We start from the raw sequence: 15,949 nt of genomic DNA, 5'->3' as shown, positions 1-15,949 counted from the left end.
TCCAAAGATCTCGTTTTTCTTTTCTTTACCAAGCGTAATTTGGTTCCTGACAAACACACATAGCTGCCAATAATTCTTCTGGAGTTACCTTTTTTAGCCCTCCATAGACTGGATCCTGAACGGTGTAGGACGGATCAATGTAATAAACTGCAAGGACATCACTGCCATCTGCTGATAATTCATAGCCTGTCCCCACAACATTGTGTTCACCCTTGTGACCTGGGTAGATGGAGGCATTATCAATCGTATAGTAGAGCGGATAGCCATCATCAATATTCTTGCGCAGGCGCTCTTTAAAAAGACGCATATCTTCCGAATTCGAGGCGCTACTAGTCACTGTAGCAAGATGATAGCCCGCTTGACCTGCTGGCACTTCCGCATAACCAAATAAATATTGATTTAAGACACGGATTGCATTGACATTATGGGTACCGAAGGTCTCATCAGTGCCCATCGCTCGTGCCAATTCTTCCTGACTAGCCTGAACGCCCCTGTAAGCTAGAATCATACTGACAGAGGTCGGTGCGCAAGTATTCCAAGCTCGCTGGATCTGCATGGGAACTTCCAGGCGTTTTCGGATTGGAGAAGGCGTTTCTTTACTAGAAGGCTGTGTCTCCTCCTCTCTGACCTTTTCACTGGTCTGACTAGAGCTTTCCGACTCCGCAGAAGTCGAACTCTGACTAGGGCTAGATTGATTTGCACTAGATTGACTACTGCTAGCTGTTTTCGAGCGGGCTTGACTCGTGCTCGAAGCCTTAGAAGAAGAGTCAGAACTTCTAGACTGAGGGGACTCTGAAGCTTTCTGCCGAGAACAGGCTAGTAAGCAGCAGCATAAACCAAGCAAGGCAAGTACTTTTAGATTTTTCATACCAACATCCCCTTTTATTTATATGATAACGCTTTCTTTGCCAAAAATCAAGTTGGCCGAGGAGAAACTAAATAGTAGTAATTTTTGCTTCCTATACCACTACAGCAAAGCTCCAATTCGAACAAAAAATGAGGCTTGGACTCTTTTGTCCCAGCCTCATCTCGTATATCTAGTTTGAATTTACTTATCTTCTAAATCAATGATAATTTCTTCTGAAGGGGCTTTTTCTCCTTCTTCCACCACGATATCAGAAATTTCTTCTTCAAGAATTTCCTCTTCTTTTTCAAACTTTTCTTTGATTTCTTGGAATTTATCCTGTGAATAGTCCACAACTGACTTGGTCGTATCCTTAACAGACTCCAATACTGTTTCTGCTGTGATTTCGCCATTTTCAACCTTTTCCTTGGTTTGGTTGATGGCCTTAACAGCCTGATCTGAAAAGTCCTTTACTGATTGGACAACGGCTTCGTGAGTCTTATCTGGATCTTCACGATAGTCGACGACAAAGTCTTGAACTTTTTCAGTGATTTCTTTACCTTTTTTGCTGGTTAGAAAGTACGCTGCAGCTGCACCAGACACAGCACCTAATAAAAGTGATGAAATTTTTCCCATAGTAAACCTACTTTCTTATTTTTTGAATAATTTTGTAAACAAACGAAGGGCCGTTAGACCTGCTGTTGTTTTAGCTGTCGTACTTCCTGCTGCGACTGCCTTTTTTCCTAAAACACGCGCCTGATCGTTTAAATCAGATACTGATTCGGATAGGTCTGCCACCGCATTGAAAAGCGGATCAATCGTTGCTACTTTGTGGTTGATATCATCTGTCAAAACATTGACTTTGGCAATCAAATCATTGGTTTGATGTAGGGTGACATTAACATCAGAAGTCAACACTTTGATCGTATTTTCTGTCTCATCCAGCATTTTTGCAGCCTTATCACCGAGAGTTTTGACGGTGAGGGTCATGTAGATTAGAAAGACAATCAAAGCGACAGCAACTAAAGTATAAGCAATTTCAAGCATAATATTCTCCTCTCATTCTTGATAATAGGGGGCTTGTTTTTTTCTTTGGTAAATCATAATGCCGATGCCTAGTAAAATCAGAGCTGCAGACAGCCACTGAGATACACGCACACCCAAGAACATGAGGCTATCGGTCCGCATACCCTCGATAATCATCCGGCCAAAGCCGTACCAAATCAGGTAAAAGGCTGCCAATTCTCCCTGACGGAAGAATTTAGACCGGCGTCGTAAGATTAGCAGTAGCCCAAAGCCAAGTAAATTCCAAAGGGATTCGTACAAAAAGGTTGGCTGGCGATAAGCACCATCTATGTACATATTGTTACGGATGAAGGACGGCAGATAATTAAGATTTTTGACCACCGCTCCATAGGCTTCTTGGTTAAAGAAATTGCCCCAACGGCCGATGCTCTGAGCGATCAAGACACTAGGCGCTGCAATATCCAAGAAATCAATAGGATTGATCAGCCTTCTCTGAGAAAAGAAATAGAGGACAAGGGCTCCAGTGATCAAACCACCGTAAATGGCTAAACCACCATTCCAAATCTGAAAAATCTCAATCAGAGAATGCTTGCCATAATAAGACCATTCAAAAATCACATAGTAAAGTCGCGCTCCAAGGATGGCCAAGGGAAAGGCAATCAGAATGAAGTCAAGAATATCATCTGGAATCATCTTCTTGCGTGGCGCTTCCTTCATAGCCAAGTAGACGGCTAAAATCAAGCCAGTGACAATGCAAATCGCATACCAACGAATACTAAAGGGACCGACTGAAAAAGCTACTGGATCAAGCATCTTTCACCTCATTCTGGCTAATCAGATTAGTCAGTCGTTCTTCAAAAATCTTGGTGGCATCAAAGCCCATTTCCTTAGCTCGATAGTTCATGGCTGCGGCCTCAATCACTACAGAGATATTGCGTCCTGTCTTAACTGGGATACGAATCCGAGGAATTCTGACGCCAGAAACTTCCAGTTCTTCTGCATTATTACCCAGACGGTCAAAGGTCTTATTGGTATCATAATTTTCCAGATAGACGGCAATCTGTACCTGTGAAGAATCCTTAACCGCACTAGCTCCGTAAAGGCTCATCACATCGATAATGCCGACACCGCGAATTTCCAAGAGATGGCGAAGAATCTCAGCAGGCTCTCCCCAGAGAGTCATTTCATCCTTGGCAAAGATATCAACCCGGTCATCCGCCACTAAACGATGCCCCCGCTTAACTAACTCAAGACCAGTTTCACTTTTACCAATACCACTGTCCCCTTGAATCAGCACGCCCATTCCGTAGATGTCCATCAATACGCCATGAACACTGGTTCTGACCGCCAAACGTGAGTCAAGGAAACTAGAAATTTCCCCTGATAAACGGCTGGTTGATGTGCGGCTGGTAAGAATCGCGATTTGCTTTTCTTCGGCTGCTCGCCGCATTTCTTCAGGAATCTCCAGATCACGCGCCACAATGACAACTGGCGTTTCTGGTTGAAACATTTTCAGAAGGACTTGATGACGGTTGTGGGATGTCATCTTCATCAGATAAGACCACTCCTTCATCCCAATCAGCTGAATCCGTTCTGGCGTGTAGTAGTCAAAATAGCCGGTCATTTCAAGACCCGGCCGCGAAATATCCGATGTCGAAATCTCCTTTTCTAAGAGGTCATCACTGCCGTAAACGATGCGTAAACGGACTTTTTCAATCAAATCTTTGACCTTTACAGACATTCCCTGCTCCCTTCAAATTTATCTTTCTCTATTATAGCAAATTTTTACCCTAAAAGAGTTTTTAAGATTGGAAATTAAGCAGGATTTTTCCTTAGAGTCTTGTGAAAATGTCTACCAGCCAACAAAAAGGCCAGTCAAAATAACTAGCCAATCCATCTTTGGAGAATTTTTTTCTGATTTTGAAAGCAAGGATGGCTCTCGATAAAGGCTTGTATTTCACTTAGAGGTAGCCAGAGATGGGCATCGGTTTCGCCTGCCTGATAGCGAACTTGGCTCTTGTCCCCAGATACCACCGCTTCATAGAAGTCAAAGTGGCACTGGTCTTCGACAGAGCACACCTGCTCCAACAGTCTGATACTGTCGGGAAGCAAGCCTGTTTCTTCTTTCAATTCCCGCAGAGCGGCTGTCTGACTATCCTCTCCTGCCAGCACACTACCTCCCGCTCCGAACTCATAATAGCCAGGATAGAGACTTTTATTTGCTGACCGCCGCATAAAGAGAATATCACCATCTTGGTGACGAACCAAGACATTGACACAAAGATGAAACTGCCCTTCAGGAATGTTTTCTCCTCGAACTAGGAGATGCGGGAGCTGATTTCGATTCAAGTCATAGGCATTCCAAACCTCTGTCATATTTCCTCCTTGGATAAATAAGTCATTTCAAGTAGAACTTGCAATATTTAATCTACTTCACCTTCATAAATAGCTTTCTTCTTATAGTTGTAAAAATTAAGTAAATGAGCCAGAGAGTAAACGATTGTATTTGAAACTAACATACCAAAAATAGAAAATAGGCTGTTAGGAAGAGAGCTTATAATTCTTTGGAAACCTCCAATAAAACCCCAAAATATGAGAGTCAGAACTGGCAGAAATAAGATAGACAAAAGTCCTACTAAAAGCTTTGAGCTTTGCACTGGAGATAAGACCTTAAGGAAAAAGAAGAAATTCCATAGACCAAAGGGAAAAGCTGCTGTACCAATGATTATAACAATCAAACTCTTATACCCTCCTACTAATATAGCAGCCGTAAAAACAAGGAACATATGTAGGATCAAACTAATAATTAAATAGAGGAAAAATTTCAAAATATATAATGGTAAAGAAAATTGTTTCATTTAAATCTCTTTCTAATCTTTAAAGCGACCAGTTGAACCAGCCTTTTCTATTTTTTTGGATATCTGAAGCTAGGCAAATCTCAAGTCTATGTAGCATAAACTATATAAAATAACTACGAATACCGTCCTTCAAAATAACAATCTGGGATAGGAACACTTAAAGTATCAATTTGAATGTTAGAAGCCTGATGGAAAATATCTCCTGGAACTTCTATCTTTCTTCTACATCCAGCAAAAATTCGGGCATACTCCCGAATTTTATATTTGTTATTTTACCAAAACCAGCCGTCATTGTCATTGATTGGCTCGGCATCTTTCATTTTACGAGGGCCGGTTCCATACATTTCCGCTTCCACGTCTTCCTTATAAGGCATCACGACAGCCAGCAAAATATAAATCAAAATGCCTAAGCCAAAATTGGAAACTGTAAAAATGATGAATAAAAAGCGTAACAAGCCAAGATCAAAATTGAATTTATCAGCTAGTCCCGACAAACCCCCTGAAATCACTCGGTTTCTTCTTAATTTATAAAACTTAGTTTTCATGATGATGACCTCAACTCTCATTCTTTCCTTCATTCTATCATAGCGGGAGAACAAAAAAATCAGCCCGAAGGCTGATTCTGCATCTATTCGTTTTTAGTTCGCTTACCCTCTGTTCGTTTTCTCTTGTAGGAAGGACAGTTTTCCTCTACAACGACCGCAACGGTATTTTTGAAGATTGACTCTTCGTCTGCGACGGATAAGTGCTCCGCAGCTCAGACATTCATAGATGAGAAAGGATTGCGAGTCGGACAATGATGGAGCGTAGCGCAGACCGTCAACTTGCTTAAGGAGGTCTTTAAAATCTCTATCTCCATGGCGGTAACCTTTACCCTGATAATAGAGGTGATAATGAGCTAACTCATGGCGGACAATTTTTCGGAAGGTCTCCAGGCCAAAAATTTCATAAATTTTCGGATTGAAATCTAGATGTCCGTCTTTGGGAAAGAAGCGTCCGCCAGTCGTCCGGAGACGTTTGTTCCAATAAGCTTGGTGGTGAAATTCCCAGCCAAAATCTTCTAGCGACACCTGCTTAACGTAGTTAGTTAGATTCATTTGGCGCTATCAGAGAGAGATTGACCTTCTCCCGCTCCACATCTAGCTTATCCACCCAGACAGTAACCAAATCGCCAACAGACAGGACTTGACTTGGATGCTTAATAAAGTTTTTACTGATCTTAGAAATATGGATAAGTCCGTCTTCATGGATACCGATATCCACAAAAGCTCCGAAATCGACGACATTGCGGACGACACCTTCCAGCTTTTGACCGATGCGTAGGTCCTTAATATCCAAGACATCCTGCCGTAGCACTGGCGCGTCAAAGGAATCACGCAAATCACGGCCAGGCTTGAGCAGATCTGCAATAATATCTTTGAGGGTTTCTTCTCCCAAGCCTAGCTCTGCAGCCAAACTAGCAACCTGAACAGCCTTTAATTTGGCTTGTGCTGCTTCATCCAAACTGCTGATTTCCAGACGCTTAAAGAGCTCCTCCACCGCCTTATAAGACTCTGGGTGAACGCCTGTATTGTCTAGCAAGTTATCACTTTCGGGAATACGCAGGAAGCCGGCTGCCTGTTCAAAGGCTTTTGCACCCAGACGCGGCACTTTCTTGATGGCCTCGCGAGACCGAATCAAGCCTTCTGTTTCCCGGTACTTAACAATATTTTCTGAAATCGTTTTATTAAGACCAGCTACATGGGCCAGCAGGGCAGGACTAGCGGTGTTGATATTGACCCCGACTTGGTTGACCACAGTATCCACGACAAAGTCCAGACTTTCAGACAGCTTTTTTTGGCTAACATCATGCTGGTACTGACCAACTCCGATGGACTTAGGATCAATCTTAACCAACTCTGCCAAAGGATCCTGTAGACGGCGAGCAATGGAAATAGCTGAGCGCTTTTCAACAGTCAAATCTGGAAACTCATGACGAGCCAGTTCACTAGCGGAGTAGACAGATGCTCCGCTCTCATTGACGATAACATAGCTGACATCTGGATGGGATTTCAAAACTTCTGCTACAAAGGCTTCGCTTTCTCGGCTGGCCGTTCCATTTCCTATGGCAATGATTTCCACGCCAAACTGCTCAATCAGCTCTGACAGCTCCTTCTTAGATGCTTCAATCTGAGCTGGCTTTGCTGGTGGAACGGGATAAATAACATGAGTCGTCAGCATCTTACCTGTTGCATCCACAACAGCCAGCTTAGCCCCTGTCCGGAAAGCTGGGTCAAAGCCCAGTACTACGCGACCTTTGAGAGGAGCAATCAGGAGGAGATGGCGGAGGTTATCTGAGAAGAGCTGAATCGCTCCATCCTCAGCCACCTCAGTCAGCTCGGTCCGAATACGGCGCTCCATGGCTGGAATGATTTTCTTTTTGACTGCTTGCTGGACAGCTTCGATAATATAGGCATTTTTCACCTTGAAACGTACTTCAAAGAAGCGCAGGATCTTCTCGAGATTGTGCTCAAAACCAACCTTGAGAACACCTAGCTTCTCACCACGATTAAGAGCCAAGGTACGGTAGCCTTGCATAGTCGCTACTTTTTCAGAAAAATCATAATAAATCTGGAAGACCTGCTTTTCATCCAAATCACCGTCTTTGAGACTGGATACGATAGAAGAATTGGTCTGCATCTCATGGTAGGTCCAAGCCCGTAGCTTAGTGTCTTCAGAAATCGCCTCAGTCAGAATATCCACAGCTCCAGCTAGAGCAGCTTCTGCTGTCGGAAAGGCTTCACTAGTCAGTTTCTCAGCCTCTTCCTGCAGATTAGCCGCATCCTGTAGGATGAGGCGGGCCAAAGGAAAGAGACCTGCTTCACGCGCAATAGTAGCCTTGGTACGACGCTTCTCCTTATAAGGCAGATACAGTTCTTCCACATCAGCCAGCTTTTCAGCAGCCTCAATCTCAGAGCGCAGCGCATCCGTTAGTTTGCCCTGCTCCTCAATCTTAGCTAAGACCGTTGCTTTACGCTCTGCCAAGGCAGTCATGCTCTTATCTAAGTCAATGATCGCCTTAATCTCAACCTCATCCAGATTTCCCGTCATTTCCTTACGGTAACGAGCAATAAAAGGAATCGTATTTCCTTCAGCGGTCAGATCTAGGACCTGTGATACTTGGCTTTCTTTAAGGCCCAATTTCTGGGCAATTTTTTCAATATTAGTATTTTCCATAACGCTTCTATTATATCATAATATGAAGCTGAACAATCTATAAAGACTAGTTTAATCCATCTTTTTCTTGCTGGATGAATCCGCTGCCTCAGCTCAATCATGGCTGAAAATATCATTTTTTTTCGTTTGGTAGTATAATAGAATTATTATTTTAGAAATGAGGTGCTTTTATGGCTGTTAAATTTACTAAAACAGACGATTTAGACAAGATGTTCGAGGAATTTGCCACTCTGCCCAAGCTTGAAAAAGTCGAATTTCCAGATGGCAAAAAGAAAAAAGAAGCTGAAGACAAGGCTAAAAAAGCATGAGTTTCTTTTCAAATCTTCCTTCCAGCGTCTTACAGGCTGGTGCCATCTTTCTCTCCATTATCATTGAAGCCCTGCCATTTGTTTTGATTGGAAGTATCATTTCTGGCTTTATCGAGGTGTATGTCACGCCGGACAGGGTTTATCACTTTCTGCCCAAGAACAAATGGGCTCGGATTTTCTTTGGAAGTTTAATCGGTGTTGTCTTCCCTTCTTGCGAGTGCGGAATCGTTCCTATTATAAACCGATTTCTGGAAAAGAAAGTTCCCAGTTACACGGCTGTGCCTTTTCTGGTAACGGCTCCAGTCATCAACCCTATCGTTCTCTTTGCGACCTACTCAGCCTTTGGCAATTCCTTCCGAATGGCTCTGCTTCGTGCTCTAGGTTCTATGGTCGTGGCTATTCTTTTAGGGATTTTTCTGGGCTTCTTTGCAGATAGCAATATCCAGAAAGAAAATCGCAAAGCGGTTCATGAGCATGATTTTTCTCACCTCAGCAAAGGACAAAAGCTATTTCAGGTCTTTGTACAGGCCATTGACGAATTTTTCGATACAGGCCGCTATCTGGTCTTTGGCTGTCTCTTTGCCAGCATAGTACAAGTCTATGTTCCAACCAGAATCCTGACCTCTATCAGCTCGACACCAGCTGTCGCTATTCTCCTACTCATGCTGCTGTCCTTCCTGCTCTCACTGTGCAGCGAAGCTGATGCTTTCATCGGAAGCTCCTTGATCGCTAGCTTCGGCTTAGCGCCAGTCTTAGCTTTCTTGGTCATTGGGCCTATGCTAGATGTCAAGAATCTGCTGATGATGAAAAACTACTTTAAGACACGCTTTATCTGGCAATTTATCAGCCTAGTTACCATCGTCGTCTTTCTTTACTCTTGGCTTGTGGGGGTAGTGCTATGATTCGATTTCTAATCTTAGTCGGCTACTTTGAGATTACCATGTATCTGCAGCTGACAGGCAAGCTCAACCAATATATCAATCTCCACTATTCCTATCTGGCATACTTGTCTATGATTCTGTCTTTTGTCTTGGCAGTCGTGCAGCTCATTATCTGGATGAAGAAGATGGAGGTTCACAGTCATTTAAGCACTCGCTGGGCCAAGTTAGGCAGCGTGCTTCTCCTTATCATTCCGCTTTTTGTAGGAATTTTCTTTCCAACTGTTACCTTGGATTCGACAACCGTTTCGGCTAAAGGATTTCATTTTCCACTGGCTGAGGGAACTTCTGCAGCCGTTCAGCAGGACGAAGGCACAACCAGCCAATACCTAAAGCCGGACACCAGCACCTACTTTACCAAAGGGGCTTACGAAAAAGAAATGCGGGCAGCCGTCAAGAAATATGTCAAGCAAGATACCATTCAGGTCACAACTGAGAACTACATGGAGGTCATGGAGGTCATCTATGATTATCCCGACGAGTTTGTGGGCAAGACGCTGGAGTTCACTGGCTTTGTCTACAATGACCCCAGCGACCAGAAGAGTCAATTTCTCTTTCGCTTCGGCATCATCCACTGTATTGCTGACTCGGGTGTCTATGGCCTCTTGACGACTGGAAATACCCAGTATTTCGAGAATAATACCTGGATTCATGCCAAGGGGAAACTTACCATGCACTACCATAAAAGTCTGGGACAAAGCCTTCCAACTCTAGAAGTTGAAAGCTTTGATAAGGTAGAAAAACCGGACAATCCTTACGTTTATCGAGTCTTTTAGAGCCAAGCACCTATGAAAATCCATTTTCATGGGTGTTTCTTTTATCTGCCATTCTCTACCCTTTACTCAGTTGCTCTGACCGACTTTTCTAAATTAGAAGAGACTTGATGAAGCTCGCTCTCTAATTTTTTCTCTCTTATCTTGGAAAATCATGCTACAATAATACTATCTCATTTGAAAAGGAGTTCTTTTTATGAATCAAGAAAAAGTAAGGAAACGAGATTTGCTTTCTATTCTAGCTGTAGCCTTAATCACCTTTGCTGGAATTCTTTCAGAGACTAGTATGAATGTGACCTTTCCCCACCTGAGTCAGGTCTTTGGCCTGAGCCTAGGGGTACTACAATGGATTACCACTGGCTATCTACTGGCTGCCGCTATTACCATAACTTTAGGCGCAACTCTGTCCCACAACTGGACGGAACGCCGTATCCTCTTTACCTCGCTTTCCATCTTTACCCTTGGAAATCTGCTTTCTATGATTGCCTCAGACTTTACTTTCCTTATGCTGGGGCGGATCCTTCAGGGCGGAGCGACTGGGATTGCCATTCCACTTATGTTTAATCTCATCGTGGAGCGGGTCCCTCGGCAGAAAATCGGGTTTTATATGGGGCTGAGCGGCCTAGTCATCAGCATAGCACCAGCCATCGGACCGACCTACGGAGGATTCATGATTGGCTCCTTCGACTGGCATATGATTTACAGCTTTATCATGCCAGTTCCCATTTTCTCTTTTTTACTGGCTTATGTTAACTTGAAAAATTCGGCTAGCAAAAGCAAGCGGCCCTTTGATGTGCTGGGCTTTCTCTCGCTCGCAACGGCTCTTTCCTTTTCTCTAATGACCATCTCCAGTTTAGAAGGTGGCGATAGTATCAATTGGCTCTATCTAGTTATTTTCCTCCTTTCCTTTGCCTTTTTCATCTGGCGGAGTCTGACAGTTCAACACCCCTTTCTGGACATCCGTATCTTGAAAGAACCAACAATTTTCTTTGGAATTCTACCCTTTTTAATCTTCCAATTCTCCAACCTATCCAGCAACTTTCTCATTCCCAACTTTCTCGTACTGGTCAAGAATGTCTCCACCGCTCAAGCTGGATTTTCACTGCTTCCCGGAACCATGATCGGAGCTTTTATGTCGCCTTTTCTGGGAAAATTGTACGATAGCAAAGGCCCAAAGATGTCTCTACTAGGCGGCAATTCCCTAGTCTTTCTGGTCATGATTGTCTTTAGCTTCTTTACAAGCTGGCTCAATCTGCCTCTAATCTTAGGTTTTTATATCCTCTTTACTCTAGGGCGTAATATGGCCTTCAATAATACTATGGCTTTATCCGCTTCTCAAGTCAGCAGAGAAAAGACAGCGGATGTAACTGCCCTCTTTCAACTAGCACAAACCTTTGCTGGTGCCTTGGGAACAGCAATTGCGGCCGTCCTGCTCAACCAAGCACCCGATACGACAAGCGGCGTCCACAATGTATTCAGCCTCCTGCTCCTTCTCGCAATAGGCAACTTTATTTTCTACTATTTTCTGTTTCGAGCAATTCATCAGAAGAAAGAAGCCTAAATTTCTATCCCGACTTTCCCTCGGGATATTTTCTTTGGTCAAATCCAGATTTTTCAAATACAATTTTTCTGAAAATTGTGATAAAATAGAGACAATCACATTTAGATAGGTAATAAGTATCATGTCTTCAAAAGTTATTATTACAATTTTCGGTGCCAGCGGAGACTTGGCTCAAAGAAAACTTTATCCTTCCCTCTTTCGACTTTATAAATCTGGCAATCTTTCGAAACATTTTGCCGTTATCGGAACTGCCCGCAGACCTTGGAGCAAGGAATATTTCGAGTCGGTCGTTGTCGAGTCAATCTCAGACTTAGCCGACAGTGCCGAGCAAGCTCAAGAGTTCGCCAGCCACTTTTTTTATCAAAGCCATGATGTGCAAGATACCGAGCATTATATCGAATTGCGCAAGCTACAAAATAAGCTCAACGATCAATACCAGGCAGAAAATAATAAACTCTTCTTCCTTTCTATGGCGCCACAATTTTTCGGAACCATTGCTAAGCATCTCAAGTCTGAGCAAATCGTTGATGGAAAAGGATTTGAACGCCTGATTGTCGAAAAACCTTTTGGGACAGATTTGGCAACTGCCAGCAAACTTAACGAAGATCTACTGGCAACCTTTGACGAGGAACAGATTTTCCGTATCGACCACTATCTGGGCAAGGAAATGATTCAAAAGATTTTTGCCATCCGCTTTGCTAATCTGCTGTTTGAAAATGTCTGGAACCGCCAATACATTGATAATGTACAGATTACCTTTGCTGAAAAGTTGGGAGTTGAAGAACGCGGTGGCTACTATGATCAATCCGGTGCCCTCCGTGATATGGTGCAAAACCATACCTTGCAACTCCTCTCCTTATTAGCCATGGATAAGCCAAAAAGCTTTACCAAAGACGATATCCGAGCAGAAAAGGCCAAGGTATTTGAGCGCCTCGTTCAGCCAAGCAAAGAAGATTTGAAACGTTTCTTCATTCGCGGCCAGTATAAGTCTGGCAAAATCAATGGTAGAAAATATATTTCTTACCGTAGCGAACCAAATGTCAATCCTGAGTCTACTACTGAGACCTTTGCCTCTGGTGCTTTCTTCATTGATAGCGACCGCTTCCGTGACGTTCCTTTCTTCTTCCGAACAGGGAAGCGCCTCACCAAAAAAGGCACCCATGTCAATATCGTCTTCAAGCAAATGGACTCCATCTTTGGTGAGCCTCTCAAACCAAATGTCCTAACCATCTATATCCAGCCAACTGAGGGGATTTCACTCAGCCTCAATGGCAAGGAAGTTGGAGAACTCTTTAATCTAGCTCCGATCTCATTGGATTATCGGACAGATGCCACAGCGTCAGGAGCCTCTCCAGACCCTTATGAAAAATTAATTTTTGATGTCCTCAATAACGACTCAACTAATTTCAGTCATTGGGATGAAGTAAAAGCCAGCTGGGAGCTCATCGATCGCATTGAAGAACTCTGGAGCCAAAATCAAGTGCCACTCCATGAATATCCTGTCGGATCTATGGGACCAGAAGCCTCCTTCGAGTTACTCGCCCAATTTGGAGCAAGCTGGCAATGGCAACCTGATAAAGAATAATAAAAAAGATTGGAAAGTTTTCCAATCTTTTTTATTATTCTTAAACATCTGCTAGCACTTCTATTACAGCCATTCCTTGTAACGCTTGATATAAAGGCCTTTCACAAGGGTTACGCTAACCATATAAAGCACGATGATCAAGAAAAGGAAAAGGAAATAGGTCCCATTTAGCGGGGCAGTCTTCAGAACTGACGCAAAGAGGCTGTATGGCAAGGAAGTAACAAAGAGCGCTGCCGCCATGGTCGTCACAATGACAGACAAAGCGGGACGACTTTGCACAAATGGCAGCTTAGGTGAGCGCAACATGTAGATGACCATGGTCTGGGTCCACATAGACTCAATAAACCAGCCTGTTTGGAAAAGAGTGATAAAGGTCACTGCCTGTTCAGTACCAGCTTGATAGTTGCCTCCTGTGATCATAGGAACGATAATAAAGTAGAGCACCAGATAGGTCAAAACATCAAAAACGGATGAAATCGGTCCAATCCAAGCCATAAAACGGGTAATGGAACTAGCTGACCAGATATGAGGCTTCTTAAGAAATTCACTATCTACATTATCAAATGGCAGAGCGATACAAGACAAATCATAAACTAGATTGAGGACAATCAAATGAACTGGTGCCATAGGCAGAAAAGGCAGAAAAATGCTGGCAAAAAGGAGAGAAAAGATATTCCCAAAGTTGGAACTGACCGTCATCTTGATATACTTGGTCATGTTGGCATAGACCTTGCGACCTTCTACCAGCCCTTTCTCCAGAACCATGAGATCCTTGTCCAGCAAAATGACATCTGCCGTTTCCTTGGCTATATCCACAGCTGTATCAACAGAAATACCCACATCTGCTACTTTCATAGAAGGCGCATCATTGATACCATCACCCATGTAGCCAACCTTGTGGCCATTGGCTTTGAGTTGAAGGATAATCCGTGCTTTTTGATCAGGTGAGAGCTTAGCAAAAACTGTCGTGTTCTCCACTGCCTGACTCAATTCCTCATTAGATAGAGCATCTACCTCTACACCTAGCAAGATATTGTCTACATCTAACCCAACCTTTTCACAGACTGCTTGGGTTACCTTATCATTATCGCCCGTCAAAATCTTAGTGGCAACACCGTATTCAGCCAAAGTTTCAATAGCTGGAGCTGCGGATGACTTAGGTGGATCTAGAAAGGCCAGATAGCCCGTCAAAATCATATCGGACTCATCCTTCACTTCATACTCATAATCTTCTTCTAGGTCTGACTTGTAGCTAACACCAAGTACGCGCAGCCCTTGCTCATTAAGTTGAGCCACTTCCGCAAGGATTTCCTGACGAATCTCCTCAGTCAGTTCTGTAATACGATTTTTATACTCTACATAGCTAGAGATAGCTAGCATTTCTTCCAAGGCCCCCTTGGTTACCATGCTGATGACATTTTCATCATCCTTGACGATGACGCTCATACGACGACGCTCAAAATCAAAGGGCAGCTCATCAATTTTCTTAAAGGTTTGGTCTAAGTCACGAACAATCTCATGCTTTTCGGCTTCTTTCTCCGTTCGGTTGATAATGGCCCGATCCATGAGATTTTTAAGGCCTGTTTGATAATAGGAATTGAGAAAAGCCCGACGGAGCACTGCCAAGTCCAAATCACCATGAATATCCAGCGGGTATTCCAATACAATCTCGTCTTGGGTCAGTGTGCCCGTCTTATCTGTACAGAGGATATCGATAGCTCCTAGGTCCTGAATAGCGTTCAGCTTCTTAATCACAACCTTTTCCTGAGCCATAATAATAGAACCTTTAGCCAAGCTCGCTGTGATAATCATGGGCAGCATTTCTGGAGTCAGGCCAACCCCAACGCTGAGGGCAAAGACACCTGCTTCCAACCAGTCGCCGTCTGTCAGACCGTTGATGAAGAACACAACTGGCACCATGACCAGCATCAGACGAATCAAGAGCCAGGAAATGCTATTCATCTCGCGCTCAAAAGAGGTCGGCTCATCATAGGTATTAAGCGTCTGCTCAATGGCTCCCATCATGGTCTCATCACCAACCACCAGCACCAGAGCCGTAGCTCTTCCGGAAATAACGTTGGTTCCCATAAAAGCCAGCGATTCTGTTTCTAAAAGGCTATCGAGATTTTGCCCATCCGCCTTGGTCAAACAGATCTTTTCTACTGCATCACTTTCCCCTGTCAGGCCGGACTGCTGAACAAAGAAATCACGTGAGTCCAGCAGCAAGACATCTGCGGGAATCATGTCTCCGGCACTAAGTTTGATGATATCTCCTACAACAAGCTCATCAATCGGCAGTTCCTGCTCTGCTCCTTCACGGATAACCGTAGCCGTGTTGACAATCAGCCGAGACAGATTGCTAGCAGCGCGGTCGCTCCGCAATTCCTGAACAAAACGAATGCCTCCAGAAATCAGCACCAGAACAACTATAATGATGGAAGTCGTCGGATCTTCCTCACCAGGCTTAGCTAGCCAAACATTAGTCACTAAAGACACGAGAGCAATCACCAATAAGATGACTGTAAAGGGGTTAATGATGGATTCGTAAATTTTCTTAAAAATAGAGTCTTCCTGACCCTTTGTGATGACATTTTCACCATAGATGTCACGATTTTCTTCGACCTGCTCTTCTGTCAGGCCCCGAAAGGAACTCTTGTAAAATGCCAAAGTTTCTTTTACAGGAAGTTGCAAAGCAGCAACTAATCTTTCTTTTACTGTTTTCATTGGTTTCTCCTTTATGTATGATTGATAAATTTCATACACAGGGACCAATCACTTTATGAGGACAGAACGACACAAATCAGCGATTGGCTGTGTATGTGCGGTTCCGGATGATCGTC

Annotated in this window: 16 protein-coding genes; 5 read left to right on the top strand and 11 right to left on the bottom strand. The window is 43.6% G+C overall.

From position 1 onward, the window contains the following. Positions 1-25 precede the first annotated feature (25 nt). From D8793_RS04690 to D8793_RS04645, 10 genes are all read right to left on the bottom strand, one after another. Complete coding sequence (locus D8793_RS04690) at positions 26-868, bottom strand: C39 family peptidase (RefSeq protein ID WP_125370966.1); 843 nt, start codon at positions 866-868, stop codon at positions 26-28. Between the two features lie 180 nt (positions 869-1,048). Next, entirely contained in the window at positions 1,049-1,480 is a 432-nt protein-coding gene (locus tag D8793_RS04685; RefSeq protein ID WP_005589465.1) for a YtxH domain-containing protein, read from the bottom strand. Positions 1,481-1,495: 15 nt separating this feature from the next. Continuing rightward, positions 1,496-1,891: a DUF948 domain-containing protein gene (locus tag D8793_RS04680; protein WP_061910099.1), complete on the bottom strand. Its 396-nt coding sequence runs from the start codon at positions 1,889-1,891 to the stop codon at positions 1,496-1,498. A gap of 12 nt (positions 1,892-1,903) precedes the next feature. Next, entirely contained in the window at positions 1,904-2,683 is a 780-nt protein-coding gene (lgt, locus tag D8793_RS04675; protein WP_125370964.1) for a prolipoprotein diacylglyceryl transferase, read from the bottom strand. Next, positions 2,676-3,611, bottom strand: coding sequence for an HPr(Ser) kinase/phosphatase (hprK, locus tag D8793_RS04670; protein WP_048792079.1), 936 nt, complete (start codon positions 3,609-3,611; stop codon positions 2,676-2,678). The genes lgt and hprK overlap by 8 nt, the downstream gene beginning before the upstream one ends. Positions 3,612-3,754: 143 nt before the next feature. Then, entirely contained in the window at positions 3,755-4,246 is a 492-nt protein-coding gene (locus D8793_RS04665) for an NUDIX hydrolase (RefSeq protein WP_125370963.1), read from the bottom strand. Positions 4,247-4,293: 47 nt separating this feature from the next. Beyond that, the gene (locus D8793_RS04660) at positions 4,294-4,728 is read right to left on the bottom strand and encodes a preprotein translocase (protein WP_125370962.1); all 435 of its coding nucleotides are present in this window, start codon (positions 4,726-4,728) and stop codon (positions 4,294-4,296) included. A 272-nt stretch (positions 4,729-5,000) separates the two neighbouring features. After that, positions 5,001-5,273 carry a PspC domain-containing protein gene (locus D8793_RS04655; protein ID WP_312023593.1) on the bottom strand — a complete coding sequence of 91 codons (273 nt, stop codon included), beginning with the start codon at positions 5,271-5,273 and terminating at the stop codon, positions 5,001-5,003. 102 nt (positions 5,274-5,375) lie between these two features. Then, a complete protein-coding gene (locus tag D8793_RS04650) occupies positions 5,376-5,825 on the bottom strand; it encodes a SprT family protein (RefSeq protein WP_125370960.1) in 450 nt (149 codons plus the stop codon). After that, the gene (locus D8793_RS04645) at positions 5,812-7,944 is read right to left on the bottom strand and encodes a Tex family protein (RefSeq protein WP_125370959.1); all 2,133 of its coding nucleotides are present in this window, start codon (positions 7,942-7,944) and stop codon (positions 5,812-5,814) included. The genes D8793_RS04650 and D8793_RS04645 overlap by 14 nt, the downstream gene beginning before the upstream one ends. A 170-nt stretch (positions 7,945-8,114) precedes the next feature. On the opposite strand from D8793_RS04645, the gene D8793_RS04640 reads away from it, so the two are divergent. The 5 genes from D8793_RS04640 (at position 8,115) to zwf (ending at position 13,109) form a co-directional block, all read left to right on the top strand. Further along, positions 8,115-8,252 (top strand): SPJ_0845 family protein, encoded by a 138-nt coding sequence (locus D8793_RS04640; RefSeq protein ID WP_015605220.1) that lies wholly within the window; start codon positions 8,115-8,117, stop codon positions 8,250-8,252. Continuing rightward, the gene (locus tag D8793_RS04635; protein WP_125370958.1) at positions 8,249-9,154 is read left to right on the top strand and encodes a permease; all 906 of its coding nucleotides are present in this window, start codon (positions 8,249-8,251) and stop codon (positions 9,152-9,154) included. Before D8793_RS04640 ends, D8793_RS04635 begins: the two co-directional genes overlap by 4 nt. After that, complete coding sequence (locus D8793_RS04630; protein WP_125370957.1) at positions 9,151-9,966, top strand: TIGR03943 family putative permease subunit; 816 nt, start codon at positions 9,151-9,153, stop codon at positions 9,964-9,966. The genes D8793_RS04635 and D8793_RS04630 overlap by 4 nt, the downstream gene beginning before the upstream one ends. A 193-nt stretch (positions 9,967-10,159) precedes the next feature. Continuing rightward, positions 10,160-11,524, top strand: a complete 1,365-nt coding sequence (locus D8793_RS04625; RefSeq protein ID WP_125370956.1) for an MFS transporter — start codon at positions 10,160-10,162, stop codon at positions 11,522-11,524. 121 nt (positions 11,525-11,645) lie between these two features. Next, complete coding sequence (gene zwf / locus D8793_RS04620) at positions 11,646-13,109, top strand: glucose-6-phosphate dehydrogenase (RefSeq protein WP_125370955.1); 1,464 nt, start codon at positions 11,646-11,648, stop codon at positions 13,107-13,109. Positions 13,110-13,172: 63 nt separating this feature from the next. Here zwf and mgtA read toward each other — a convergent pair whose 3' ends face one another. Next, the gene (mgtA, locus tag D8793_RS04615; RefSeq protein ID WP_125370954.1) at positions 13,173-15,833 is read right to left on the bottom strand and encodes a magnesium-translocating P-type ATPase; all 2,661 of its coding nucleotides are present in this window, start codon (positions 15,831-15,833) and stop codon (positions 13,173-13,175) included. Positions 15,834-15,949: the final 116 nt, after the last annotated feature.

The sequence above is a fragment of the Streptococcus cristatus genome (genome assembly GCF_003943465.1).
Lineage (GTDB): Bacteria > Bacillota > Bacilli > Lactobacillales > Streptococcaceae > Streptococcus > Streptococcus cristatus_C.
Note: the sequence above shows the minus strand (reverse complement) of the source record. Positions and strands in the feature narration are given on the sequence as shown.

Excerpts from the sequence above, each read along its gene's own strand:
- D8793_RS04690 (WP_125370966.1), bottom strand. The coding sequence starts at position 868 with ATGAAAAATCTAAAAGTACTTGCCTTGCTTGGTTTATGCTGCTGCTTA.
- D8793_RS04685 (WP_005589465.1), bottom strand. The coding sequence starts at position 1,480 with ATGGGAAAAATTTCATCACTTTTATTAGGTGCTGTGTCTGGTGCAGCT.
- D8793_RS04680 (WP_061910099.1), bottom strand. The coding sequence starts at position 1,891 with ATGCTTGAAATTGCTTATACTTTAGTTGCTGTCGCTTTGATTGTCTTT.
- lgt (WP_125370964.1), bottom strand. The coding sequence starts at position 2,683 with ATGCTTGATCCAGTAGCTTTTTCAGTCGGTCCCTTTAGTATTCGTTGG.
- hprK (WP_048792079.1), bottom strand. The coding sequence starts at position 3,611 with ATGTCTGTAAAGGTCAAAGATTTGATTGAAAAAGTCCGTTTACGCATC.
- D8793_RS04665 (WP_125370963.1), bottom strand. The coding sequence starts at position 4,246 with ATGACAGAGGTTTGGAATGCCTATGACTTGAATCGAAATCAGCTCCCG.
- D8793_RS04660 (WP_125370962.1), bottom strand. The coding sequence starts at position 4,728 with ATGAAACAATTTTCTTTACCATTATATATTTTGAAATTTTTCCTCTAT.
- D8793_RS04655 (WP_312023593.1), bottom strand. The coding sequence starts at position 5,273 with ATGAAAACTAAGTTTTATAAATTAAGAAGAAACCGAGTGATTTCAGGG.
- D8793_RS04650 (WP_125370960.1), bottom strand. The coding sequence starts at position 5,825 with ATGAATCTAACTAACTACGTTAAGCAGGTGTCGCTAGAAGATTTTGGC.
- D8793_RS04645 (WP_125370959.1), bottom strand. The coding sequence starts at position 7,944 with ATGGAAAATACTAATATTGAAAAAATTGCCCAGAAATTGGGCCTTAAA.
- D8793_RS04640 (WP_015605220.1), top strand. The coding sequence starts at position 8,115 with ATGGCTGTTAAATTTACTAAAACAGACGATTTAGACAAGATGTTCGAG.
- D8793_RS04635 (WP_125370958.1), top strand. The coding sequence starts at position 8,249 with ATGAGTTTCTTTTCAAATCTTCCTTCCAGCGTCTTACAGGCTGGTGCC.
- D8793_RS04630 (WP_125370957.1), top strand. The coding sequence starts at position 9,151 with ATGATTCGATTTCTAATCTTAGTCGGCTACTTTGAGATTACCATGTAT.
- D8793_RS04625 (WP_125370956.1), top strand. The coding sequence starts at position 10,160 with ATGAATCAAGAAAAAGTAAGGAAACGAGATTTGCTTTCTATTCTAGCT.
- zwf (WP_125370955.1), top strand. The coding sequence starts at position 11,646 with ATGTCTTCAAAAGTTATTATTACAATTTTCGGTGCCAGCGGAGACTTG.
- mgtA (WP_125370954.1), bottom strand. The coding sequence starts at position 15,833 with ATGAAAACAGTAAAAGAAAGATTAGTTGCTGCTTTGCAACTTCCTGTA.